The following is a 22,692-nucleotide window of genomic DNA, read 5'->3' as shown; positions in this document are numbered from 1 at the left end:
ACGCAGATGTCACCGACCACGACCCGGATCGGCAGCGGCGCGGGATTCGCCGGGGACCGCATCGAGCCGGCGGTCGACCTCGCCCGCCGCGGACGGCTCGACGACCTGGTGCTGGAGTGCCTGGCCGAGCGGACCATCGCGCTGGGCCACCGCCGCCGGCTCGCCGACCCCGCGACCGGGTACGACCCGCGGCTCGCCCAGCGGCTGACCGCGCTGCTGCCGGACCTGCTCGCGAACGGGGTCCGGCTGCTGACGAACATGGGCGCGGCGAACCCGGCCGCGGCCGGGCGCGTCGCCCGCGAGCACCTGGACCGGCTCGGCTCCGCGGCACCGGTCGCCGTCGTGACCGGCGACGACGTCCTGGACCTGGTCGACCCGGCGGCGGCCGCGACCGAGGACGGGCGTCCGCTGGGCGAGCACGGCGAGCTCGTCTCGGCCAACGCCTACCTCGGCGCCGACGCGATCCTGCCCGCCCTGGACGCCGGGGCGGCCGTCGTCGTCACGGGGCGGGTGGCGGACCCGTCGCTGTTCCTGGCCCCGCTGGCACACCGTCTGGGCTGGGACCTCGACGCCCCGGGCCCGGCCGCCGCGGGCACGCTGGTGGGACACCTGCTGGAGTGCGCCGGGCAGCTCACCGGCGGGTACGCCGCCGACCCCGGCCGGCTCGACGTCCCGCGGCTGGCCGAGCTGGGGTTCCCGTTCGCCGACGTCGGCGCCGACGGCACCGCCCGCTACGGCAAGCTCGACGGGACCGGTGGCCGGCTCGACCGTCACACCGTGCGCGAGCAGCTGCTCTACGAGGTCACCGACCCCGCCGGCTACCGCACCCCCGACGTGGTGCTCGACCTGCGCGGCGTCACCGTCGAGTCCGACGGCCCCGACCGCGTCCGGGTCGCCGGTGCCACCGGCCGGACCCGCCCGGACGAGCTGAAGGTCAGCGTCGGACACCGGGCGGGACACCGCGTCGAGGCCGGGATCTCCTACGTCGGCCCGAACGCCGGGGCCCGCGCCCGGCTGGCCGCCGACGTCGTCGCCGAGCGGGTGCGGGGCCTCCCCGTCACCCCCCGGATCGAGGTCCGCGGCGGCCCGGCGGACGCGCGGCTGCGGGTGGCCGCGCTGCACCGCGACCCCGGGCTGCTCGACGTGCTCGCCCACGAGGTCGAGTCCCTCTACACCAATGGCCCGGCCGGCGGCGGCGGCGTCCGGACCCGGGTCGACGAGGTGATCGGGGTCCTGTCCACGTTCGTCCCCCGCGAGGCCGTCGCCCCGCGGGTCACCGTCCTGGAGGCCGGTCGTGCTGCTGCATGAGATCGCGCACTGCCGTGCGGGCGACAAGGGCACCGTCGCCACCCTCACCGTCGTCCCGCACGACGACGCCGACTACCCGGCCCTGCTCGCCGTGCTCACCCCGCAGCGCGTCCGGGAGGGGCTGGACCGGTGGGTCGGCGGCGAGGTGACCCGCCACGAGCTGCCGCTGCTGTGCTGCCTGCAGTTCGTGTGCACGGGGATCCGCGGCGGCGGGGTGACGGTGTCGACCGAGCTCGACACCCACGGCAAGTCGCTGTCGTCGCGTCTGCTCGCACTCGACGTGCCGCTGCGCCGGGGCTGAGCCGCCGCGGGCCCCGGGGCTCAGTGCCCGCCGCGGCCCCCGCGGAAGCGGCGCAGGAACTGCTGGGCCCTCGCGCGGTTGCGGGGGTCGCTCGCCATCCGCTTGGCCTGCTCGCTGTAGCGGCGCCCCTTCGGGCTCCTCAGGAACGCGCTGATCCGTCCGACGATGCCGGCCACGGTGACCTCCGGGTGCTGGGCCGCGACCGGTGCGCGGCGTCCTGTCCGGAGTGCCCGTTTCGTCTCGCGGCGAACCCCACGACCAGGTAAGCGACATACGGTACGTTCCGGACGCCGATGACGCCGCACGAGGGGATCGCCCATGCCCACGACCGAGTCCGACCGGCACGACCCGGGCGGGTCCCCGCGCGGCACCGCCGCCGCCGACCCGCCCGCCGGGCCCGCCGCGGCCACCGCCGCCGACGGCCGCGGTCCCGGCCGGACCTGGACCTTCCGCCTGCTCGGGGTCGCGCTGGGCCTGCTGACCTGGCTGCTGCTCGGCGCCGCGGACACCATCGCGCCCGACGCCCGCATCGTCGCCGCGATCGGCGTCCTGATGGCCACCTGGTGGGTCACCGAGGCCATCCCGCTCTCGGCGACCGCGCTGCTGCCGCTGGTGCTGTTCCCGGCGTTCGGCGTCGTGTCGGTGTCCGACGTCGGCTCCCGCTACGGCGATCCGATCGTCTTCCTGTTCCTCGGCGGGTTCCTCATCGCGATCGCGATGCAGAAGTGGCACCTGCACCGCCGGATCGCGCTGCTCACGCTGCGCGCGGTCGGCACCACCCCCACCCGGATCGTGCTCGGCATGATGGTGGCGACGGCGTTCCTGTCGATGTGGGTGTCCAACACCGCCACCACGCTGATGATGCTGCCGATCGGGCTGTCCGTGCTGGCGCTGGTGGCCGAGCGGGCCGGCTCCGGTGCCGACGAGGTCCGCCGCGGCGCGCCGCTCAGCGAGACGATCCGCGACCCCGCGGTGCGGTCCTTCGGCGTCGGGCTGATCCTGTCGATCGCCTGGGCCTCCTCGATCGGCGGGCTCGGCACCCTGCTGGGCAGCCCGCCCAACGCGATCGTCGCGGGCTACGTCCGGGACGAGCTCGACCGCGAGATCTCCTTCCTCGGCTGGATGCAGCTCGGGGTGCCGATCGTCGTCGTGTTCGTGACCCTCGCCTGGCTGCTCATCACCCGGCTGCTGTTCCGCACGACGCTCACCGAGATCCCCGGCGGCACGGAGATGATCGACGAGCAGCTGCGCGAGATGGGGCCCGCCTCGGCGGCGGAGAAGCGGGTGCTGGCGGTGTTCGCCGGGGCCGCGTTCCTCTGGATCGTGCCGGGCCTGCTCACCGAGTTCGACGCCGTCGAGGCGGCCGTTCCGTGGCTGGGCGAGTTCGACGACACCGCCATCGCGATCCTCGCCGGCATCGTCCTGTTCCTGATGCCCGCGAGCACCACAACCCCCGGCGAGCCGGCCGGGCGGGCCGCACCCGGCCGGTACCGGATGCTGCTGGCCTGGGACGACGCGCAGAAGGGCCTGCCCTGGGGCGTGCTGCTGCTGTTCGGCGGCGGGCTCGCGCTCGCCGGTGCGGTCTCGGAGAGCGGCCTGGACGAGTTCATCGGCACCAGCGTCGCCGGGCTGGGCGTGCTCCCGGTGTTCCTGCTGGTCGGCGCCGTCGTACTGATCGTGCTGTTCCTGACCGAGGTCACCAGCAACACCGCCACCGCGGCCACGTTCATCCCGGTCCTCGGCGGCGTGGCGATCGGCATCGGTGCGGACTCGATGACGCTGCTCATCCCGGCGGCGCTCGCGGCCACCTGCGCGTTCATGCTTCCGGTCGGGACCCCGCCCAACGCCATCGTGTTCGGTTCCGGCGTGGTCACCATCGGGCAGATGGCCCGCGGCGGCGTGGTGCTGAACGTCGTCGGCGTCGTGCTGATCACGCTGTTCGCGTTCCTGCTCGGCGGCTGGGCGCTCGGCCTGCAGTTCTGACCCCGGACGCACCCCGGGCCCCGTCGCGACGGCGACGGGGCCCGGGGCCCGGCGGTGCGGGCGGCTACAGGTACTGGCCGGTGTTCGACGCGGTGTCGATCGCGCGGCCGGTGGCGTCGTTCTTGCCGGTGACCAGGGTGCGGATGTAGACGATCCGCTCCCCCTTCTTGCCCGAGATCCGCGCCCAGTCGTCGGGGTTGGTGGTGTTCGGGAGGTCCTCGTTCTCGGCGAACTCGTCGACGATCGCGTCCAGCAGATGCTGGACCCGCAGGCCCGGCTGGCCGGTCTCGAGCACCGCCTTGATCGCCGACTTCTTCCCGCGGTCGACGATGTTCTGGATCATCGCGCCGGAGTTGAAGTCCTTGAAGTAGAGGGTCTCCTTGTCCCCGTTGGCGTAGGTGACCTCGAGGAAGCGGTTCTCCTCGGACTCGTCGTACATCCGCTCGGTGATCCGCTGGATCATCGCGGTGGTGCACGCCGTGCGGTCGCCGCCGAACTCGGCCAGGTCGTCCTCGTGGATGGGCAGGGTGTCGGTGATGTACTTGGAGAAGATGTCGATCGCGCCCTCGGCGTCCGGGCGCTCGATCTTGATCTTCACGTCGAGCCGGCCCGGCCGCAGGATCGCCGGGTCGATCATGTCCTCACGGTTCGACGCACCGATGACGATGACGTTCTCCAGTCCCTCGACGCCGTCGATCTCGGCGAGGAGCTGGGGGACGATGGTGGTCTCGACGTCGGAGGACACGCCGGAGCCACGGGTGCGGAAGATCGAGTCCATCTCGTCGAAGAACACGATCACCGGGGTGCCGGCGCTGGCCTTCTCCCTGGCCCGCTGGAAGATCAGCCGGATGTGCCGCTCGGTCTCGCCGACGAACTTGTTGAGCAGCTCCGGGCCCTTGATGTTCAGGAAGAACGCGCGGCCCTCGTCCGGGTCGTCGCCCCGCTGCCGGGCGATCTTCTTCGCCAGCGAGTTCGCGACGGCCTTCGCGATGAGGGTCTTCCCGCAGCCGGGCGGCCCGTAGAGCAGCACGCCCTTGGGCGGGCGCAGCTCGTAGCGGGTGAACAGCTCGGTGTGCAGGAACGGTAGCTCGACGGCGTCCTGGATCTGCTCGATCTGCCGGGACAGGCCACCGATGTCGGAGTAGGCGATGTCGGGGACCTCCTCCAGCACGAGGTCCTCCACCTCGGCCTTGGCGACGCGCTCGTAGGCGTAGCCCGCCCGCGAGTCGACCATGACCGAGTCCCCGGACTTGAGGGGGCTGGTGCCCTCCTCCTGACCGAGGTCGAACAGCGGCGCCGCCAGCCAGACGACGCGCTCCTCGTCGGAGTGCCCGACGACCAGGCCGCGGCCCGCGGAGCCGTCCTCACCCGGCCGCGAGATGATCTCCCGCAGCGAGTAGAGGTCGCCGACCTGCTCGAAGCCCATGGCCTCGACCACGGTGAGGGCCTCGTTGAGCCGGACCGACTGGCCGCTGCGCAGCGTCTCGCCCTCGACCGCCGGGGAGACCGGGACCCGCATCCGGCGGCCGGAGGTGAAGACGTCGACCGTGTCGTCGTCGTAGCGGCCGAGGAAGACCCCGTAGCCGGACGGCGGCTGCGCGAGCCGGTCGACCTCCTCGCGGAGCGCGACGAGCTGGCCGCGGGCCTCCTTGAGGGTCTCGGTGAGCTTCTCGTTGCGGGCGTTCAGCGCGGAGAGCCTGCTCGTGGTCTCGGCCAGCCGCTGCTCCAGCACTCGGGCGTGCCGGGGCGTCTCGGTCAGCCGCTGACGCAGCGTGGAGATCTCGTGTTCGAGATGACGGATGTGCTCGGCGGCCTCAGCGGGGCTGAGGTCGCGGTCAGACTGGAAACCCTGGTTGCCGGGACCGTCGTCGTAGGGGTGGTTCACGGCAGCCTCCCTCCGTGTTCCGTCTCACCACGGTACCCGTACCGGGTGACCGCGATAGTGCGTCGAACCGGTGATCCGGGCCTCAGCCGGTCGGCACCATGTGGTCACTCTGCGGCTTCGCGCCCGTCACCGCCACGTCCACACGGAGGGGAGTTCGTAACGTTCTTGTTCCGCGCCCGGGGGTGTCGCGGGCGTCCGGGCGTACCGGCTGCGGCGAACGGCCTGCTCAGCGCCCGGTGGGCCGGCGCTGCTGGCGGGGCGGGGTGACACCGTCGGCGAGCCGCCTGGTCGTCAGCAGGAAGGCCGTGTGGCCGATCATCCGGTGCTCCGGACGGACGGCGAGGCCCACCACGTGCCACGGACGGACCATCGCCTCCCACGACTCCGGCTCCGTCCAGCACTGCATCTCGCGCAGCGTCTCGGTGAGCACGGAGAGCTGGGTCGTCGTCGCCACGTACCCGACGAGGATCCCGCCGGGGACCAGGCAGTCACGCACGGTGTCCAGCACGTCCCACGGGGAGAGCATGTCCAGCACGACGCGGTCGACCTCGCCGCGGTGGTCCTTCACGTCACCGACGGTGAGGTCCCAGTGCGGCGGCCGGTGCCCGAAGAAGGTCTCGACGTTGCTGACCGCGTGCGGGGCGTGGTCGTCGCGGACCTCGTAGGAGATCACCCGCCCGGTCGGGCCGACCGCCTGCAGCAGCGAGCAGGTCAGCGCGCCGGACCCCGCCCCGGCCTCCAGCACCCGCGCGCCGGGGAAGACGTCGCCCCACATCAGGATCTGCGCGGCGTCCTTGGGGTAGATCACCTGCGCCCCGCGCGGCATGGACAGCACGTAGTCGGCCAGGCGCGGACGCATCGTCAGGTACGGCGTGTTGGCCGCGGAGTGCACCAGCCCGCCCTCGGGCGAGCCGATGATGTCGTCGTGGTCGATCTGGCCGCGGTGGGTGTGGTAGGCGCCGCCGGTCTCCAGGACCACCGTGTAGCGGCGCCCCTTGGGGTCGGTGAGCTGCACCCGGTCGCCGACACGGAACGGGCCGCCGCGCCGCGGCGGCTCCCAGGTCCCCCCGTCCGCGGTCGGGTCGGGCCGGTCGGCTTCCACGCTGTCGTGCACGCCGGGACGCTATCCGTCCCGGCCCCGCGGGGGTCGGGCCGGGGTGCCGGGGTGTCAGCCCTCGCGGCGGCGGGGCAGCAGCAGCGCGCCCGCCGCCAGCAGCAGGACCACTCCCCCGGCGACGACCAGGCCGGGCCCGCTGCGCAGCCGGTCGGCCAGCCCGCCGACGAGCGGGACGTCGTACCAGTAGCGGCCCAGCAGGGCGGCGGGCGCGACCGGGTGCGGGTCGTCGGCGGCGTTGGCGTCGCCGCGGGTGCGGAACACCGGCCCGGGCTCGACGGCGACCACCCGGTGGGTCACCGTGCGGTCCGCCGAGCCGGGCTCGCGGTCGGTGAAGGAGATGATGTCGCCCGCCGCGACCCGGGCCGGTTCGACCGGCCGCACGGCGACGGCGGCCCCGACCGGCAGCGTCGGCACCATGCTGCCCGAGAGCACCGTGTACACACGGCCACCGGCGAGGGCCGGGACGACGGCGAGGGCCAGCGCCAGCACGACCAGGCCGACGACGAGCAGGGTGAGCACGAGCCCGGCCAGGCGGCGGACGGGTGAGCGGCGGGCAGCCGGAGCGGCCGGCGCATCGGGACGCGACATGCGGCGACCCTACGTGTCGTCACGGCAACGCAAAGCACACGATCGGGCGGTGACCTGCGACGACGCCCGGGGTACATCCTGCCGCATGAACACTCGTACCAAGGCGGGGATCGGGATCGCCGCGGCGGTCGTCGCCGTCGTCGCCATCGGCCTCGGCACCTACGCGGCCTTCACCGACAGCGCGGGCGGGCCCAGCGGCACCGCGGCCGCGGGCACCCTCGACCTGACCCTCGACAACAACGCCTCCAAGGTCCTGTTCAACCAGAACAACCTGGCCCCCGGCTTCAGCACCGAGGTCGACGTCTCCGTGCGCAACGTGGGCAGCATCGACGGCACGCTGAGCAGCGCGTTCACCGTGTCCGGCGCCGACGGCCAGTGCACCGACCCGGAGAGGGCGCTCGAGGCGCTGACCGGTGGTGGCTGCGCTCCCGGCGGGAACCTGCAGGACCAGATGACCGTGCAGGTGCTCGACGGGCCCGGCGTCACCGCGGGCAACGCGGTGCCGCTGAAGACCTTCGTCGCCACCGGGCTGCCGACGACCACGCTCGCCGCCGGCGCCAGCGGCACCTACAAGCTGCTGGTCGCGCTGCCGGCGGCCGCGGACAACCGGGTGCAGGGCGACGCGATCACCCTCGGGTCGACGTTCACCCTGAACCAGAAGACGTGAGCCGCGCGGTCGGCCGCCGCCGTCTCGTCCTCGCGCTCGTCGTCGGGGTGGTCCTGGTCGCGAGCGCGGCCTGGGGCACCTGGGCGGCGTTCACCGCGGGCGGCGGCGGCCCGGCCGGGACCGCGTCGGCGGCGACGGTCGTCCTCGGCGGGCGGTCCGCCCCGCCCGCGCTGGACCTGGGCGTCCCGCTCGCCGGCGGCACCGCGACCGCCACCCTGTCGATCGACTACCGCGGCTCGGTCCCGGCGACGGCGTCGGTGGCGTTCCCCGCCACCACCGCCACCGGCTGCGTCTCGTCCCCCGCCGGACTCACCGACGGGCCGACGGTCGGTTCGCTGACGGTGCGGCTCGGATCCCGCGCGCCCGAGCCGTGGTGCCGGCTGCTCGACGGCGTGCCGCGCCCGGTCGCCACGCTCGTCCCCGGCACGGTGACCACCGTGCCGGTGTCGGCGACGGTCGGGACGACGCTGCTCGCCGCACGCACCGAGAGCGCGACCATGCGGGTCTCGGCGGCGGGCGGGTTCACCGACACCGTCACCGGCAGCCTGAGGCTGTCGACCCGGCTCCTGCCGGCGGTGACGCCACGGGCGCAGGCGCGGGTGGCCTCCCCGACTGTCGTCGCCGTGTCCGCGCCGCCGCCTCCGGCCGAGTGCACGGCCGCCGGGCTCACGACCTTCGCCGAGACCGTCGTGCTGTCCGCGGACGCCCCGTCCTTCGACGCCGCGCGCGATCGGCCGGGGTCGAACGGCCCGTTCCTGATCGTGGGCACCGACGGTGCCGACACGATCGTCGGCTCACCGGGGCGGGACTGCGTGCGCGCCGCCGGGGGCGACGACGTCGTCGACGGCGGTGGCGGCGACGACGTGCTGGTCGGCGGGACCGGCGACGACCGGCTCACCGGCGGCGACGGCGCGGACGGGCTGCACGGCGGCGTCGGCGCCGACACCCTGCTCGGCGGCCCGGAGAACCCGGCGGCACCCGACGTCCTCGACGGCGGGCCGGACGGCGGCACGTGCCCGGACCCCGGTCCGGAGGACACGGTGAGCGCGTGCACCGTCCCCGTGCCGGGCACCGCGCCGGCCGCGCCCGCCACCCCGGCCGCGCCGGGCGCGGTCGGCGAGGGCTCCGCGGACCCGACGTCGCCCGTGTCCCCCGCGCCGGCCACGACCACCCCGGTGGTGCCGACGACGGTGCCCGCCACGCCCACGGTCCCCGGCGCGGTGGGCGGTGTGCCGTGAGCAGCCGCACCACGGCCGGGAACCGTCGGGGGTGGCGCCTAGCCTGCGGTACGTGACCGGGACCGAGACCACCACCCGCGGCGGGGCCGGCGAGGCCCCGCCGCGGCCGCCCGCCCTGTCGCCGTCGCGGGCCGCGGACTTCCGCCGCTGCCCGCTGCTCTACCGGCTCCGCGCGGTCGACCGGCTGCCCGAGGCACCCTCGCGCGCACAGGTGCGCGGCACGCTGGTCCACGCGGTGCTGGAGCGCCTGTTCGCGCTCGGCCCCGCCGAGCGCACCCCCGGGGCCGCGCACGCCCTGCTCGGGCCCTGCTGGGACGCGCTGGCCGCCGACCCGGCCGTCGCCGCCCTGTTCGACGGCCCGGCGGACCCGGGGTTCGCGGTGTGGCTCGACTCCGCCGCGGCGCTGCTGGACACCTACTTCGCGCTGGAGGACCCGTCCGCGGTCACCGCGACGGCCGTGGAGACCCGGGTCGAGGTCGAGCTGCCCGGTTCCGGCGGTGCCGCGGTGCCGCTGCGCGGCATCCTCGACCGTCTCGACGACGGCCCGGACGGGCTGCGCGTCGTCGACTACAAGACCGGCGCGACCCCCGGCGAGGGCTACGAGTCCGGGGTGCTGTTCCAGCTGAAGTTCTACGCGCTCGCGGTGCTGCTGGCCCGCGGCCGCGTCCCCGACGAGCTGCGGCTGCTCTACCTGTCCGACGGCACCGCCCTGACCTACCGGCCCGACGCCGGGGAGCTGCACCGCTTCGGGCGGCTGCTCGACGCCGTCTGGGCGGCGATCCGCCGGGCGGCGCCGGCCGGGGACTTCCCGCCCCGCACCGGCCCGGCCTGCCGGCACTGCGACCACCGCGACCGGTGCCCCGCCTGGGGCGGCACTCCCCCGCCCTACCCGGGGTGGCCGGGCGAGGCGGCATGATCACGGGCGTGATCCCCGCCCCGATCCCGCCCGGCCCCTTCTACCTCCCCCGCGGCACCAGCACCGACGCGACGGGCACGGTCGTCGAGGAGTTCGAGGCGACCCCGTCCACGACCGGCCCCTGGTTCGCCGACGCCCAGCACATGGGCCCGCCCTCGGCGCTGCTGGTCCGGGTGATGGAACGGCTGCCCGCCTCCCGCACGGGCGGTGCGGAGACCGGGTGGCGCCTGGCGCGCGCCGCCGTCGAGGTGCTGGGCGCGGTCCCGGCCGGACCGGTCACCGTCACCGCGTCGGTCGAGCGGCCCGGCCGCACGATCGAGCTGCTGTCGGCGACGATGCGCGCCGGTGGCCGCGACGTGCTGCGGGCGCGGGCGTGGCGCCTCGCCGCGTCCGACACCGCCGCCGTCGCCCAGGGGCAGGCCCCGGCGCTGCCCGGCCGCGACGCCGCCGTCGTGCGGACCGGGCGGCCCACGGGCTGGCTCCCCGGCTTCCTCGACGCCATCGAGTGGGCCTGGCTCGACGACGGCGGTCTGGACACCCCCGGCCCCGGCCGCGGGTGGATCCGGATGCGGGTGCCGCTCGTCGAGGGCGAGGAGCCCAGTCCCGCGCAGCGCCTGATGGTCGCCGCGGACTGCGCGAACGGGCTCGCCGCCCCGCTGGACGTCACCCGCTGGCTGTTCGTCAACACCGAGCTCACCGTGCACCTGCACCGCGCGCCCGCCGGGGAGTGGGTCGGCGTCGACGCCGCCACCGTGATCGGGCCGGACGGGCTCGGGACGTGCTCGGCGACCCTGTTCGACGACGCCGGCCACACCGGCCGCGTCGCCCAGGCCCTCACCGTCCGCGCCCGCTGACCCCGGACCGCACACGACGGCGGCCCGCCACCCGGGTGTCCGGGGGCGGGCCGCCGTGTGGGGAACGGACGCTCGTCAGTGGCCGTGGCCGTTGACCGTCATCGCGCGGCAGGAGCGGATCTCCGAGGTCAGGATCGCGGTCGCGCCGATCTCGGCGAGCCGGTCCATGACCCGGTTGGTCTCCTTGGTGCGCACCATGGTCCGCACCGCGACCCAGCCCTTCTTCGACAGCGGCGACACCGTGGGCGCCTGCAGGCCCGGTGCGACCTTCTCCGCCGCCGGGAGCAGCTCCTCGGGGCAGTCGAAGTCCATCATCAGGTACTCGCGGGCCACGACGACGCCCTGCAGCCGGTCGGCGAAGACCTTCTTGACGCGGGTGGTCTCGGCGTCCTCGGTGCGGTCGTGACGCTTCTCCCGCTCGATCAGGGTGGCCTGCGAGGTCGCGATGGCCTCCCCGATGATCTGCAGGCCGTGCTGGCGCAGGGTGCGCCCGGAGGACACGACGTCGGCGATGGCGTCGGCCAGACCGAGCTGGATCGAGATCTCCACGGCGCCGTCGAGCTTCACGATCTCGGCGCCGATCCGCTTGCCGGACAGGTAGGACCGGACCAGCCGCGGGTAGGAGGTCGCGATCTTGCGGCCGTCGAGGTCCTCGAGCTTCCAGTCGGCGTCGGACGGGGCCGCGAAGTGGAACCGGGAGCGCCCGAAGCCCAGCGGGATGACCTCCTGGGTCTGGCTGCCCGACTCCTCCATGAGGTCGAAGCCGGTCACGCCCAGGTGCAGGTCGCCCTTGCCGACGTAGGTCGCGATGTCCTTGGGCCGCAGGTAGAAGAACTCGATCTCGTTCTCCTCGTCGACCACGCTGAGGTCGCGCGAGTCGGTCCGCTGGCGGTACCCGGCCTCGCGCATCATCGTCGCGGCGGGCTCGGCCAGGGTGCCCTTGTTCGGGAGTGCCACGCGGAGCATTTCCGCTCTCCTTGACGGTCGTCGTTCGGCGGTGGTGGTGGGCAGGTCGGCGGTGGCCGGCCTACAGGTGCTTGTACACGTCCTCGAGGGTGAGCCCGCGCTGGAGCATGATCACCTGCAGCCGGTACAGCAGCTGGGAGATCTCCTCCGCGAGCTCGTCGTCGCCCTGGTACTCGGCGGCGATCCAGACCTCACCGGCCTCCTCCAGGACCTTCTTGCCCTGGGCGTGGACCCCGGCGTCGAGCGCGGCGACGGTCCCCGAACCGGCGGGCCGCTCCTGGGCCTTGGCCTGCAGCTCGGCGAACAAGTCGTCGAATGTCTTCACGGGTACCAGTGTGAACGGTGACCCCCGCCGCACGTCGGCCGCACCCCGGCCCGTAAGCCGTGTGGGCAACCGACCGCGCCGGGTGGTTCACCCGGAGTGAGCAGGACCGGCGGGCGGTGCCGCTCGTCGCCGCGAAATGCCCGCTCACGCGCGAGTCAGCGGGCCCGTACCTCGGCGAGGACCGCGCCGAGCTCGGCCGGCCCGATCCCGGACAGCGTCGTGCGCTGCACCCGGCGCGGGCCGTCGGGCACCTCCAGCTCGCACGGCACGACCAGCACCGCGCAGCCGGCGCGCTCGGCCGACAGCGCACCCGTCGGCGAGTCCTCGACGGCGACGCAGTCGGCCGGGTCGACCCCGAGCAGCTCCGCGCCGCGCCGGTAGGGCTCCGGTCCCGGCTTCGGGTCGGCGACCTCGTCGCCGGGCACGACGGCGGTGAAGTGCTCGCGGCCCAGGGTCTCCAGCGCGCGCTCGACCAGCACCCGGATGGTGTTGGTGACCAGCGCGGCCGGGATCCCGGCCGCCCGCAGCGCGCCGAGCAGTTCGCGCGCCCCCGGACGCCACGGCACGCCGTGGGAGAACAGCTCCCCCGCGCGGTCGTAGAGCCACTCGCCGGTCTCGCGGTACTCGTCGGCCGGGACGTCGGCCGGGTCGCGCCCGGCCTCGCGGAAGCAGATCCGCAGCGAGGAGTCCAGCGACCCGCCGACGGACTCCCGCCGGGCGGCCGTGGACAGGGCGGGCGCCCCGAGGTGCTTCATGAGGTCGTTGAGCGCGACCTCCCACACCTTCTCCGAGTCGATGAGCGTGCCGTCCATGTCGAGCAGCACGCCGGCGGGCAGCGGTGCGGTCACGGGCTCAGGCATCGGGGGTGTACCCCAGGTTCGGGCGCAGCCACTTCTCGGCGACGGCGACCTCGACGCCGAGCCGCGACGCGTAGTCGCCGACCTGGTCGGGCCCGATCCGCCCGACGGTGAAGTACCGCGACGCGGGGTGGGCGAACATCATGCCGCTCACCGCCGCGGCCGGGGTCATGGCGTAGGACTCGGTGAGGCCCACGCCGGTCTCCTCGGCGCCCAGCAGGTCGAACAGCGGCCGCTTGAGCGTGTGGTCCGGGCAGGCCGGGTAGCCGAACGCCGGGCGGATGCCGCGGAACTTCTCCGCGAGCAGCTCCTCCAGCGGCTGCTCGGCACCGGGCTCGAACCACTCGGCGCGGGCCCGGCGGTGCGCGTACTCGGCGAAGGCCTCGGCGAGCCGGTCGGCCAGCGCCTTCACCATGATCGCGCGGTAGTCGTCGAGGGCGTCCTCGAACTCCTTCGCCATGTCCTCGGCGCCGTGGATCGACACCGCGAACGCGCCGAGGTGGTCGCCCTCGGGGGCGACGTAGTCGGCGAGGCTGCGGTTGGCGCGGCCCTCGGGCTTGCGGGTCTGCTGGCGCAGCATCGGCAGCCGGACGTCCCCGGCGGTGCCGTCCTCCCCGCCCGCCGTGATCACGATGTCCTCGCCGTCGGCGCGGGCCGGCCAGAAGCCGTAGACGCCCTTCGCGGTGAAGCGGTCCTCGGCGATGATCCGGTCGAGCATCGCGTTGGCGTCGTCGTAGAGCTCGCGGGCGACCGGGGAGTTGAGGATCTGCGGGTACTTGCCCTTCAGCTCCCAGGCCAGGAACAGGAACTGCCAGTCGATGAGCTCGCGCAGCTCGGCGATCGTCGGGGTGCAGGCGCGCACCCCGGTGAACTCCGGGACGGGCAGGTCGGTGAACTCGACGACCTCGCGGTTGGCGACGGCCTCGGCGAAGGGCAGCAGGGGCTTCGACTCGCGCCCGGCGTGCTGCTCGCGCAGCCGCTCCTGGTCGTCGTCGTTGCGCTTGGCCAGTGCCTCGGCGCGGTCGTCGTCGAGCAGGTCGGAGACCACCCCGACGACCCGGGAGGCGTCGAGGACGTGCAGCACGTTCCCCTGGTACTCCGGGGCGATCTTGACCGCGGTGTGCTGGCGGGAGGTCGTGGCCCCGCCGATGAGCAGCGGCAGCTTCAGCCCGCGGCGCTCCATCTCCGCGGCCACGCCGACCATCTCGTCGAGCGAGGGGGTGATGAGCCCGGACAGCCCGACGACGTCGGCGCCCTCGGCGACGGCGGTGTCGAGGATCGTCTGCGCGGGCACCATCACGCCGAGGTCGATGACCTCGTAGCTGTTGCAGCCGAGCACGACGCCGACGATGTTCTTGCCGATGTCGTGGACGTCGCCCTTCACCGTGGCCATGACGACCTTGCCGTTGCCGCGGGTGTCGATCTCGCCGCGCGCCTTGGCCTCGGCCTTCTCCTTCTCCATGAAGGGTTCGAGGTAGGCCACCGCGCGCTTCATCACGCGGGCGGACTTCACGACCTGGGGCAGGAACATCTTGCCGTCGCCGAACAGGTCGCCGACGACCTTCATGCCGTCCATCAGCGGGCCCTCGATGACGTCGAGGGGCCGGGCGGCCTGCGCGCGCGCCTCCTCGGTGTCGGCCTCGACGAAGTCGACGATGCCGTGCACCAGTGCGTGCGAGAGCCGGGCGCGCACGTCGTTCTCCCGCCAGGACAGGTCGACCTTGCGCCGGGTGCCCTCGCCCTTGAACCGGTCGGCGTTGTCCACGAGCCGGTCGGTGGCGTCGGGCCGGCGGTTGAACAGGACGTCCTCGACCATCTCCAGCAGGTCCGCGGGGATGTCCTGGTAGACCGCGAGCTGGCCGGCGTTGACGATGCCCATGTCCAGGCCGGCCCTGACGGCGTGGAACAGGAAGGCCGAGTCCATCGCCTCGCGCACGACGTTGTTGCCGCGGAAGGCGAAGGACAGGTTCGACACGCCACCGGAGATGTGCGCGCCCGGGCAGCGCTCCTTGATCCGCGGGCAGGCGTCGATGAACGCCCTGGCGTAGTCGGCGTGCTCCTCCATGCCGGTGGCGACGGCGAGGATGTTCGGGTCGAAGATGATGTCGTGCGGGTCGAGCCCGGCCTGCCCGACGAGCAGGTCGTAGGCGCGCCCGCAGATCTCGACCTTGCGGTCGGCGGTGTCGGCCTGCCCGGTCTCGTCGAACGCCATCACGACCACGCCCGCGCCGTAGGCCTTGACCATGCGGGCCTGCTCCAGGAAGGGCTCCTCGCCCTCCTTGAGGCTGATCGAGTTCACGACTCCCTTGCCCTGCACGCACTGCAGGCCGGCCTCGATCACCGACCAGCGCGAGCTGTCGATCATGATCGGCAGCCGGGCGACCTCGGGCTCGGTGGCGAGCAGGTTGAGGAAGGTGCGCATCTCGTCGGCGGACTCGAGCAGGTCGGCGTCCATGTTGACGTCGAGCATGTTCGCGCCGCCGCGGACCATGTCCAGCGCGACCTCGAGCGCGCCGTTGTAGTCCTTCGACTCGATGAGCCGGCGGAACCGCTTGGACCCGGTGACGTTGGTCCGCTCGCCGATCATCACGAACCCGGTGTCCGGGCCGATCTCGAAGCGCTCCAGGCCGGAGAAGCGGGTGCGGGTCGGCGCCGGCGCGGGCACGCGGGGCGCCAGCCCGGCGACCCGGTCGGCGATGTGGCGGATGTGCTCCGGCCCGGTGCCGCAGCAGCCGCCGACGATGTTGACGAGCCCGGACTCGGCGAACTCCTTGAGGAAGTCCGCGGTCTGCTCGGGCGTCTCGTCGTAGCCGCCGAAGGCGTTGGGCAGCCCGGCGTTGGGGTAGGTCGCGACGAAGGCGTCGCTGATCTCGGCGAGCGCGACGGCGTGCGGGCGCATCTCGTCGGCGCCCAGCGCGCAGTTGAGCCCGACGACCAGCGGCGCGGCGTGGCGCACCGAGGTCCAGAACGCGTCGACGGTCTGGCCGGACAGGGTGCGCCCGGAGCGGTCGACGATCGTCACCGAGATCCACACCGGCAGGTGCGGCGCGACGTCGTGCGCGGCCTGCAGCGCGGCCTTCGAGTTCAGCGTGTCGAAGATCGTCTCGATGAGCAGGATGTCGACGCCGCCCTCGTCGAGCGCGGCGATCTGCTCGGCGTAGGAGTCGTAGACCTGCCGGTAGGACACGGCGCGGTAGGCCGGGTCCTCGACCTTCGGCGACAGCGACAGCGTCACGTTCAGCGGGCCGATCGAGCCGGCGACCCACCTGGGCTCGCCGGTGGCGGCCTCCGCCTCGTCGGCGGCCTCGCGGGCCAGCCGCGCGGCGGCGGTGTTCATCTCGACGACCTTCGACTCGAGGCCGTAGTCGGCCTGGCCGATCGTGGTCGCGGTGAAGGTGTTGGTGGTGGTGAGGTCGGCGCCCGCGTCGAAGTAGTTGCGGTGCGCCTGCAGGATCAGGTCCGGACGGGTGAGGTTGAGCAGGTCCGGGTCGCCCGTGGTGTCCTTGTGGTGGCCCTCGAGCCAGTCCGCGGAGTAGTCGGCCGGGGTGAGGCCGAGGCCCTGGATGACGGTGCCCCACGCCCCGTCGATGACGCCGATGCGCCGGCCCAGCAGCTCCGTCAGCTGCTCGGTCCGCCGGGCCGCGCGCTCGACCCGGTCGGGGTCGACCGGGCGGGTCGTGCTGTCGTCGTCCGCAGAGGTGCCCACCGAGTGATCCGCTCCCGTCGTAGCTGACACGATCAACCACGGTACCTGGTGACGGGGAGGGAACCCGGCCGTGCGCCCGCGGGGTCGTAGGCTGGGGCGATGACCGACCGAGAGCCGAGCACCACGGGCGGCGACAGCACTCCGCACCTGGTCGACCCGGTCCTCATCGCGGCGTTCGAGGGCTGGAACGACGCCGGTGAGGCCGCGAGCACCGCGCTGGAGCACCTCGAGCTCAGCTGGGACGCGAAGCCGCTGACCTCGATCGATCCCGAGGAGTACTACGACTTCCAGGTCACCCGGCCGCACGTCAAGCTGGCCGACGGCGTCACGCGGCGCATCGAGTGGCAGACCACGCGGCTGTCGTGGGCGACGCTGCCGGGCACCGACCGGCATGTCGTGCTGGTGAACGGGATCGAGCCGAACCTGCGCTGGAAGACGTTCTGCGCGGAACTGGTGGGCCACGCCGAGCGGCTCGGAGTGACGAAGGTCATCACATTGGGGGCCCTGCTCACCGAGGTGCCCCACACCCGTCCGACCCCGGTGAACGGCACCTCCTGGGACGCGGAGTCGCAGAAGGCGATGGGCACCGAGCCGTCGAACTACGAGGGCCCCACCGGGATCGTCGCGGTGTTCCAGCAGGCCTGCGTGCAGGCCGGGATCCCGGCCGTCTCCTACTGGGCCGAGGTGCCGCACTACGTGTCGCAGGCCCAGGTGCCCAAGGCGGCGGTCGCGCTGCTGCACCGCATCGAGGAGTCCCTCGACGTCGAGGTGCCGCTCGGGGTGCTGCCCGAGAAGGCCGAGGAGTGGGAGCGGACGGTCTCGGAGATGGCCGACGCCGACGACGAGGTCCGCGAGTACGTGCGCCAGCTGGAGGAGCAGGCCTCGGAGACCGAGGACGAGGAGGCCCGCACCGAGCTGCGCGAGACCTCCGGGGACTCGATCGCCGCCGACTTCGAGCGCTACCTGCGCCGTCGCGGCCCGAACTCCTGACCGGCGGCGGCACGGTGGCGGCCCTGCGCCGCGCGGCGCTGTTCCTCGGCGCGTTCCTGGGCCCGTTCGGCGGGGGCCTGACGGCGGCGATGCTGCCCGAGCTCGGCGCCGACTTCGGCGTCCCGACGGCGACGGCGGCGGTGTCGATCACGGCCTACCTGCTGCCGTTCGCCGGACTGATGCTGGTGTCGGGCACCCTGGGCGACCGCTGGGGCCGGGCCCGCACCGTCGTGGCGGGGTACGGGCTCTACGTCGTCGCGTCGCTGGCCTGCGTGCTCGCGACGGCCTGGCCGGTGTTCCTGGCCGGGCGGGCGCTGCAGGGCGCCGCGAACGCCTTCACGACCCCGCTGCTGCTCGCGGCGCTGGCCGCCGCGGTCGAGCCGGACCGGCTGGGCCGCGCGCTGGGCTGGTTCGGGTCGCTGCAGGCGGCCGGGCAGACCTCGGCGCCGCTGTTCGGCGGGCTGGCCGCCGAGGTCGACTGGCGGTGGGCGTTCTGGGGCGCGGCCGGCGTCGCGCTGCTGCTCGGCCTCGTCGGGGTCCCCGGCGGGTCGGTCCGGGCCACCGGCGACGCCCGGCCCCGGCTGCGCTCGGCGTGGACCGGGCCGGTGCTGCGGCTCGGGCTGGTCGCGGCGATCGGCTGGGGCTGCCTGGCCGGGCTGAACTTCCTGCTCGCCCTGCGCTTGGAGGAGGAGTTCGGGCTGGGCGCGGGCCCGCGCGGGCTGGTGCTGACCGCGCTCGGCGTGGCCGGGATCCTCACCGCCCGCCTCATCGGCGGCGCGGTGGACCGGCTCGGGGCGCGTCGCTGCGTGCTGGCCGGCGCCGTCGGGGGCGGTGTGCTCGTCGCCCTGATCGGCGTGGTGCCGGTGCTGGGCGTCGTCGTCGGGCTGTGGGCGGTCGGCGGGGTGTGCAGCCAGCTGATCCTGGTCGGGGTGAACGCGCTGGTCCTGGGCCCGGCCGGTGGCGGGGGCGGCGGTGCGGTGTCGGTGGTGCAGGCCGTGCGCTTCGCCGGGACCGCGGCGTCGCCGGTCGCGCTGACACCGGTCTACCACGCCGACCCGCTGGCGGCGTTCCTCGCGCCGGCGGCGCTGCTGGCCGCGGGCGTCCCCGCCGTGCTGGCGCTGGACCGGCCCCGCGCGCGGCCCTGGACCTGAAGCCGGGTCCAGGGTGCACGCTCGTCGCGGGTGACCGGGAGGAGCGGACGATGCAGGCGATCGTGGTGGAGCGGCTCGGCGGGCCGGAGGTGCTGGCGCTGCGGGACGTGCCGGACCCGGTGCCGGGCGACGGCGAGGTGCTGGTCGACGTCGAGGCGGCCGGGGTCTTCTGGCTGGACACCCGGATCCGGCGCGGCCAGGGTCCGCCCCGGCACGCGGCGGCGCCGCCGTACGTCCCGGGCGGCACGGTCGCCGGGACGGTGACGGCGATCGGCGCGCACGTCGACCCGGCGCTGCTGGGGACCCGGGTCGCGGGCCGCGGCCGCGACGGCGGCTACGCCGAGCGGGTCGCGGCGGCCGCGGCCGACCTGGTGCCGGTGCCCGACGGGCTCGACGCGGGCGCCGCCGTCGCCCTGTTCGGGGACGGCAACACCGCACTCGCGCTGCTGGAGTCCACCCCGGTGCGACGCGGCGAGCACGTGCTGGTCCTGCCGGCCGCCGGTGGCGCGGGGAGCCTGCTGGTGCAGCTCGTGGCGGCGGCGGGCGGCCGGGTGACCGGCCTCGTGCGCGGCGCGGAGCGCGGGGCGCTGGTGCTCGGGCTGGGCGCCGAACACGTCGTCGACCACGTCGTCGAACACGGGGCCGACCACGGGGCCGGCCACGGGTCCGACGGGTGGGTCGAGCAGGTGCACGCGCTGGTCCCGGCCGGCCCGGCGGTGGTGTTCGACGGCGTCGGTGGCCCGGCCGGGCGGTCCGCGGCCTGGCTCGTCGCCGACGGCGGCCGCTACACCTCCTACGGCGTGGCCGGCGGCCCGCCGCCGCTGCTGGGCGCCGTCGAGGCCCGGGCGCGGCGGCTGACGGTGACCGGGATGGACCGCCTCGCCGGGTTCGCCGCGGACCGGCCCCGGCGGGCGCGCGAGCTGTTCGCCCGCGCCGCCGCCGGGGAGCTGCGGCCGCTGATCGGCGCCGAGTACCCGCTGCCGGATGCGGCCCGGGCGCACGCCGACCTGGAGCGGCGCCGGTCGACCGGCACGCTCGTCCTCAGACCCTGACGGGGCCGGGGGCCGAGCTCAGAGCCGGACGCCGAGCAGCGCGTCCAGCGCGGTGCGGACCTGCTGCGGCGCCCCGGGGTCGGTGCCGCGGCGGGTCAGCGCCTCGCCGGCCCAGGCGTCGACGGCCGCCAGCGCACCGGGGGTGTCGAGGTCGTCGGCCAGGTGGGCGCGCAGCTTCGCGACCAGCTCGGCCGCGTCTGGGCCGGTGTCGAGGCCGACGGCCTCGCGCCAGCGCGCGACCCGCTCCTCCCCCGTCGCGTGCACCTCGTCGGTCCACGCGCGGTCGGTGCGGTAGTGCCCGTCGAGCAGCGCGACCCGGACGACGTTCGGGTCCACGCCGGCGTTGCGCAGCTTGGAGACGAAGACCAGGTTGCCCTTGGACTTCGACATCTTCTCGCCGTCGAGCCCGATCATCCCGGTGTGCACGTAGTGCCGGGCGAACGGGTGCTCGCCGGTCAGGGACTCCGCGTGCAGGGCGCCGCACTCGTGGTGCGGGAAGATCAGGTCCGAACCGCCGCCGTTGAGGTCGATCTGCGGGCCCAGCCGGTTGAGGCCGATCGCGGCGCACTCGACGTGCCAGCCGGGGCGGCCGCGACCGAGACCGGAGTCCCAGGCCGGCTCGCCCGGCCGGGCCGTGCGCCACAGCAGCGGGTCGAGGCGGTTGCGCTTGCCGGGGCGGTCCGGGTCCCCGCCGCGCTCGGCGGAGAAGCGCAGCATCGTCTCGAGGTCGTAGTTCGACTCGTAGCCGAAGTGCCCGGTGGCGGTGACGTCGTGGTAGACGTCGGGGTGCTCCGGGTCGTCGATCCGGTACGCCGCCCCGGACGCGACGAGCTTCTCCACGAGCTCGGCGATCTCCGGGATCGCCTCGACCGCGCCGACGAACTGGCGCGGCGGCAGGACCCGCAGCGCCTCCATGTCCTCGCGGAACAGCGCGGTCTCGCGCAGGCCGAGCACGACCCAGTCGTCCTGGTCGCGCTCGGCCCGCTCGAGCAGCGGCTCGTCGATGTCGGTCACGTTCTGCACGTAGTGCACGTCGTGGCCGAGGTCGCGCCAGTAGCGGTTCACCAGGTCGAACGCCAGGTACGTGGCCGCGTGGCCGAGGTGCGTGGCGTCGTAGGGGGTGATGCCGCAGACGTACATCGTCGCGACCGGACCGGGCGCGGTGGGCCGGACCCGGCCGGTGGCGGTGTCGTAGAGGCGCAGCGGCGGGCCGCTGCCCTCCAGTGCCGGGACGTCGGTCGGGGCCCAGGTCTCCATGGGTGTCGAACCTACCTGTGTGTCGGGGATGCTCACGCACCCGAACGCGCGGCGTCCGCCGCGGATTCCGGCGCGGGAGCGGCCGGGTGCCGCAGCGAGAGCAGCAGGCCGAGCACCACGGTGATGACCAGCCCGATCGCGGTGTACCAGGTGAACCCGACCAGCTTCGGCGCGAGCAGGAACAGCGAGGCCATCACCGCGACCGCGACCGCGAACCCGATGATCGCGTCGGTCTGGCGGGCCCGGCGCACGAACAGCCCGAGCGCGAAGGCGCCGAGCAGGCCGCCGTAGGTGATCCCGGCGACGGACAGGCCGAGCTCGACGACCGGGTTGTCGGTGGAGGTGAACAGGTTCGCGAACACGATGAACACCAGGCCCCAGACCAGGGTGGTGAACCGCGACAGCCGCATGCCCTGCGCGCCGGTGAGCTCCCGGCCGGACACGGTCTGCACCAGGTCCACGACGGTCGAGGACGACAGGGCCGACAGCGACGAGCTCAGCGTGGACATCGCCGCCGCGAGGATGCCGGCGAGCAGCAGCCCCGAGACCCCGGCGGGCAGGCCCTCGACGATGAAGCGCGGGAAGATCTCGTCGCCGGTCTGCAGGCCCATCTCCTGCGGGCTGCGTCCCCGGTAGTAGCCCCACAGGAACAGCCCGACCACCAGGAACAGCGCGAACTGCACGCCGACGACGACCGCGGAGAAGATGAGCGCCTTCTGGCCGTCGCGCACCGACCGGCAGGAGAGCAGGCGCTGGACGATGATCTGGTCGACCCCGTGGCTGGCCATCGACAGCAGCGCGCCGCCGACGACGGCGGTCACGAACGCGTAGGGGGCGGAGATCGGGCTGGAGGTGAAGTCCAGCAGCTGGGTCTTGCCCGCGGCGGCGGCGTCGGCCCAGAAGCCGGGCGGCAGCTGCGGGCCGATGACGGCCAGCGCCACGATCCCGCCGGCGAGGTAGAGCCCCATCTGCATGACGTCGGTCCACACGACGGCCTTGATCCCGCCGACGTAGGTGTAGGCCACGGTCACCAGCGACAGCACGACGATGATCCAGAAGAACGACACGTCGATGCCGAGCCCGGCCAGGATGACCTTGACCGGGATGGCGGCGGCGAACATCCGCACGCCGTCGGCGAGCAGGCGGGTCAGCAGGAACGCGACCGAGGCGGTGCCCTGCATCCCCCGGCCGAACCGCTGCCCCAGGAAGCCGTAGGCGGTCGTGAGCCGGCCCGCGGCGTAGCGCGGCAGCAGCACGAACGCGACGACGATCCGGCCGAGCAGGTAGCCCAGCGCCAGCTGCAGGTAGGTCAGCGACCCGAGGTAGGCGACGGTGGGCACGCTGATCACCGTCAGCGCCGAGGTCTCGGTCGCGACGACCGACAGCGAGATCGCCCACCACGGCATCTCGCGGCCACCGAGGAAGTAGTCCTCGTTCGATCTCTGCCGTCCGGACATCCACAGTCCGATGCCCAGTGAGACCACCAGGTAGGCGACGATGACGATCAGGTCGAGGGTGCGCAGCACGGCGG

The 22,692-nt window shown here is 74.2% G+C and carries 20 protein-coding genes; 10 read left to right on the top strand and 10 right to left on the bottom strand.

Annotated elements, in window-relative coordinates:
- The first annotated feature begins 6 nt into the window (after positions 1–6).
- Together WJX68_RS17490 and WJX68_RS17485 are read left to right on the top strand one after the other, a co-directional pair.
- Positions 7–1,308: an acyclic terpene utilization AtuA family protein gene (locus WJX68_RS17490; protein WP_340292216.1), complete on the top strand. Its 1,302-nt coding sequence runs from the start codon at positions 7–9 to the stop codon at positions 1,306–1,308.
- Positions 1,295–1,609 carry an AtuA-related protein gene (locus tag WJX68_RS17485; RefSeq protein WP_340292214.1) on the top strand — a complete coding sequence of 105 codons (315 nt, stop codon included), beginning with the start codon at positions 1,295–1,297 and terminating at the stop codon, positions 1,607–1,609. The genes WJX68_RS17490 and WJX68_RS17485 overlap by 14 nt, the downstream gene beginning before the upstream one ends.
- A gap of 20 nt (positions 1,610–1,629) precedes the next feature.
- On the opposite strand, the gene WJX68_RS17480 is transcribed toward WJX68_RS17485, so the two are convergent.
- The gene (locus WJX68_RS17480; protein ID WP_340292211.1) at positions 1,630–1,785 is read right to left on the bottom strand and encodes a hypothetical protein; all 156 of its coding nucleotides are present in this window, start codon (positions 1,783–1,785) and stop codon (positions 1,630–1,632) included.
- Between the two features lie 142 nt (positions 1,786–1,927).
- Here WJX68_RS17480 and WJX68_RS17475 point away from each other — a divergent pair, with 142 nt between their 5' ends.
- Positions 1,928–3,592 (top strand): SLC13 family permease, encoded by a 1,665-nt coding sequence (locus WJX68_RS17475; protein WP_340292209.1) that lies wholly within the window; start codon positions 1,928–1,930, stop codon positions 3,590–3,592.
- Positions 3,593–3,656: 64 nt separating this feature from the next.
- Here WJX68_RS17475 and arc read toward each other — a convergent pair whose 3' ends face one another.
- The 3 genes from arc to WJX68_RS17460 all read right to left on the bottom strand — a co-directional run bounded on the left by arc (position 3,657) and on the right by WJX68_RS17460 (position 7,182).
- Positions 3,657–5,477, bottom strand: a complete 1,821-nt coding sequence (arc, locus tag WJX68_RS17470) for a proteasome ATPase (protein ID WP_340292207.1) — start codon at positions 5,475–5,477, stop codon at positions 3,657–3,659.
- 226 nt (positions 5,478–5,703) lie between these two features.
- On the bottom strand, positions 5,704–6,492 hold the full coding sequence (locus WJX68_RS17465; protein WP_340292417.1) for a tRNA (adenine-N1)-methyltransferase: 789 nt from the start codon (positions 6,490–6,492) through the stop codon (positions 5,704–5,706).
- A 153-nt stretch (positions 6,493–6,645) separates the two neighbouring features.
- The gene (locus WJX68_RS17460; RefSeq protein WP_340292205.1) at positions 6,646–7,182 is read right to left on the bottom strand and encodes a signal peptidase I; all 537 of its coding nucleotides are present in this window, start codon (positions 7,180–7,182) and stop codon (positions 6,646–6,648) included.
- Positions 7,183–7,267: 85 nt separating this feature from the next.
- On the opposite strand from WJX68_RS17460, the gene WJX68_RS17455 reads away from it, so the two are divergent.
- From WJX68_RS17455 to WJX68_RS17440, 4 genes are read left to right on the top strand one after another with little or no spacing between them, the layout of a single operon-like run.
- On the top strand, positions 7,268–7,849 hold the full coding sequence (locus WJX68_RS17455) for a TasA family protein (protein ID WP_340292202.1): 582 nt from the start codon (positions 7,268–7,270) through the stop codon (positions 7,847–7,849).
- Complete coding sequence (locus tag WJX68_RS17450; protein WP_340292200.1) at positions 7,846–9,087, top strand: hypothetical protein; 1,242 nt, start codon at positions 7,846–7,848, stop codon at positions 9,085–9,087. Before WJX68_RS17455 ends, WJX68_RS17450 begins: the two co-directional genes overlap by 4 nt.
- Before the next feature lie 52 nt (positions 9,088–9,139).
- The gene (locus tag WJX68_RS17445; protein ID WP_340292198.1) at positions 9,140–10,003 is read left to right on the top strand and encodes a RecB family exonuclease; all 864 of its coding nucleotides are present in this window, start codon (positions 9,140–9,142) and stop codon (positions 10,001–10,003) included.
- An 8-nt stretch (positions 10,004–10,011) separates the two neighbouring features.
- Positions 10,012–10,857, top strand: coding sequence for a thioesterase family protein (locus WJX68_RS17440; RefSeq protein WP_422785722.1), 846 nt, complete (start codon positions 10,012–10,014; stop codon positions 10,855–10,857).
- A 75-nt stretch (positions 10,858–10,932) separates the two neighbouring features.
- Here the strand turns inward: WJX68_RS17440 and hisG are convergent, their stop codons facing one another.
- The 4 genes from hisG to metH all read right to left on the bottom strand — a co-directional run bounded on the left by hisG (position 10,933) and on the right by metH (position 16,711).
- Positions 10,933–11,823, bottom strand: coding sequence for an ATP phosphoribosyltransferase (gene hisG / locus WJX68_RS17435; protein WP_340292196.1), 891 nt, complete (start codon positions 11,821–11,823; stop codon positions 10,933–10,935).
- Positions 11,824–11,884: 61 nt separating this feature from the next.
- The gene (locus WJX68_RS17430) at positions 11,885–12,148 is read right to left on the bottom strand and encodes a phosphoribosyl-ATP diphosphatase (protein ID WP_062395155.1); all 264 of its coding nucleotides are present in this window, start codon (positions 12,146–12,148) and stop codon (positions 11,885–11,887) included.
- Between the two features lie 155 nt (positions 12,149–12,303).
- Positions 12,304–13,008 carry an HAD family hydrolase gene (locus tag WJX68_RS17425; RefSeq protein WP_340292190.1) on the bottom strand — a complete coding sequence of 235 codons (705 nt, stop codon included), beginning with the start codon at positions 13,006–13,008 and terminating at the stop codon, positions 12,304–12,306.
- Positions 13,001–16,711 carry a methionine synthase gene (gene metH, locus WJX68_RS17420; RefSeq protein WP_340292188.1) on the bottom strand — a complete coding sequence of 1,237 codons (3,711 nt, stop codon included), beginning with the start codon at positions 16,709–16,711 and terminating at the stop codon, positions 13,001–13,003. Before metH ends, WJX68_RS17425 begins: the two co-directional genes overlap by 8 nt.
- Positions 16,712–16,810: 99 nt before the next feature.
- Between metH and WJX68_RS17415 the strand changes: the two genes are divergently transcribed.
- Genes WJX68_RS17415 through WJX68_RS17405 form a run of 3 tightly spaced genes read left to right on the top strand, consistent with a single transcriptional unit; the run spans position 16,811 to position 19,904 of the window.
- Entirely contained in the window at positions 16,811–17,701 is an 891-nt protein-coding gene (locus WJX68_RS17415; RefSeq protein ID WP_340292186.1) for a PAC2 family protein, read from the top strand.
- 14 nt (positions 17,702–17,715) lie between these two features.
- On the top strand, positions 17,716–18,852 hold the full coding sequence (locus WJX68_RS17410) for an MFS transporter (RefSeq protein WP_340292184.1): 1,137 nt from the start codon (positions 17,716–17,718) through the stop codon (positions 18,850–18,852).
- Positions 18,853–18,902: 50 nt separating this feature from the next.
- Positions 18,903–19,904 (top strand): quinone oxidoreductase family protein, encoded by a 1,002-nt coding sequence (locus WJX68_RS17405; protein ID WP_340292182.1) that lies wholly within the window; start codon positions 18,903–18,905, stop codon positions 19,902–19,904.
- An 18-nt stretch (positions 19,905–19,922) separates the two neighbouring features.
- On the opposite strand, the gene mshC is transcribed toward WJX68_RS17405, so the two are convergent.
- Entirely contained in the window at positions 19,923–21,161 is a 1,239-nt protein-coding gene (gene mshC, locus WJX68_RS17400; RefSeq protein WP_340292180.1) for a cysteine--1-D-myo-inosityl 2-amino-2-deoxy-alpha-D-glucopyranoside ligase, read from the bottom strand.
- Positions 21,162–21,193: 32 nt separating this feature from the next.
- Positions 21,194–22,684: a sodium:solute symporter gene (locus WJX68_RS17395; RefSeq protein WP_340292413.1), complete on the bottom strand. Its 1,491-nt coding sequence runs from the start codon at positions 22,682–22,684 to the stop codon at positions 21,194–21,196.
- Between the last annotated feature and the right edge of the window lie 8 nt (positions 22,685–22,692).

Origin of the sequence: Pseudonocardia spirodelae (assembly GCF_037727765.1) — a bacterium.
Lineage (GTDB): Bacteria > Actinomycetota > Actinomycetes > Mycobacteriales > Pseudonocardiaceae > Pseudonocardia > Pseudonocardia spirodelae.
This window is presented reverse-complemented; position numbering and strand designations above follow the sequence as displayed.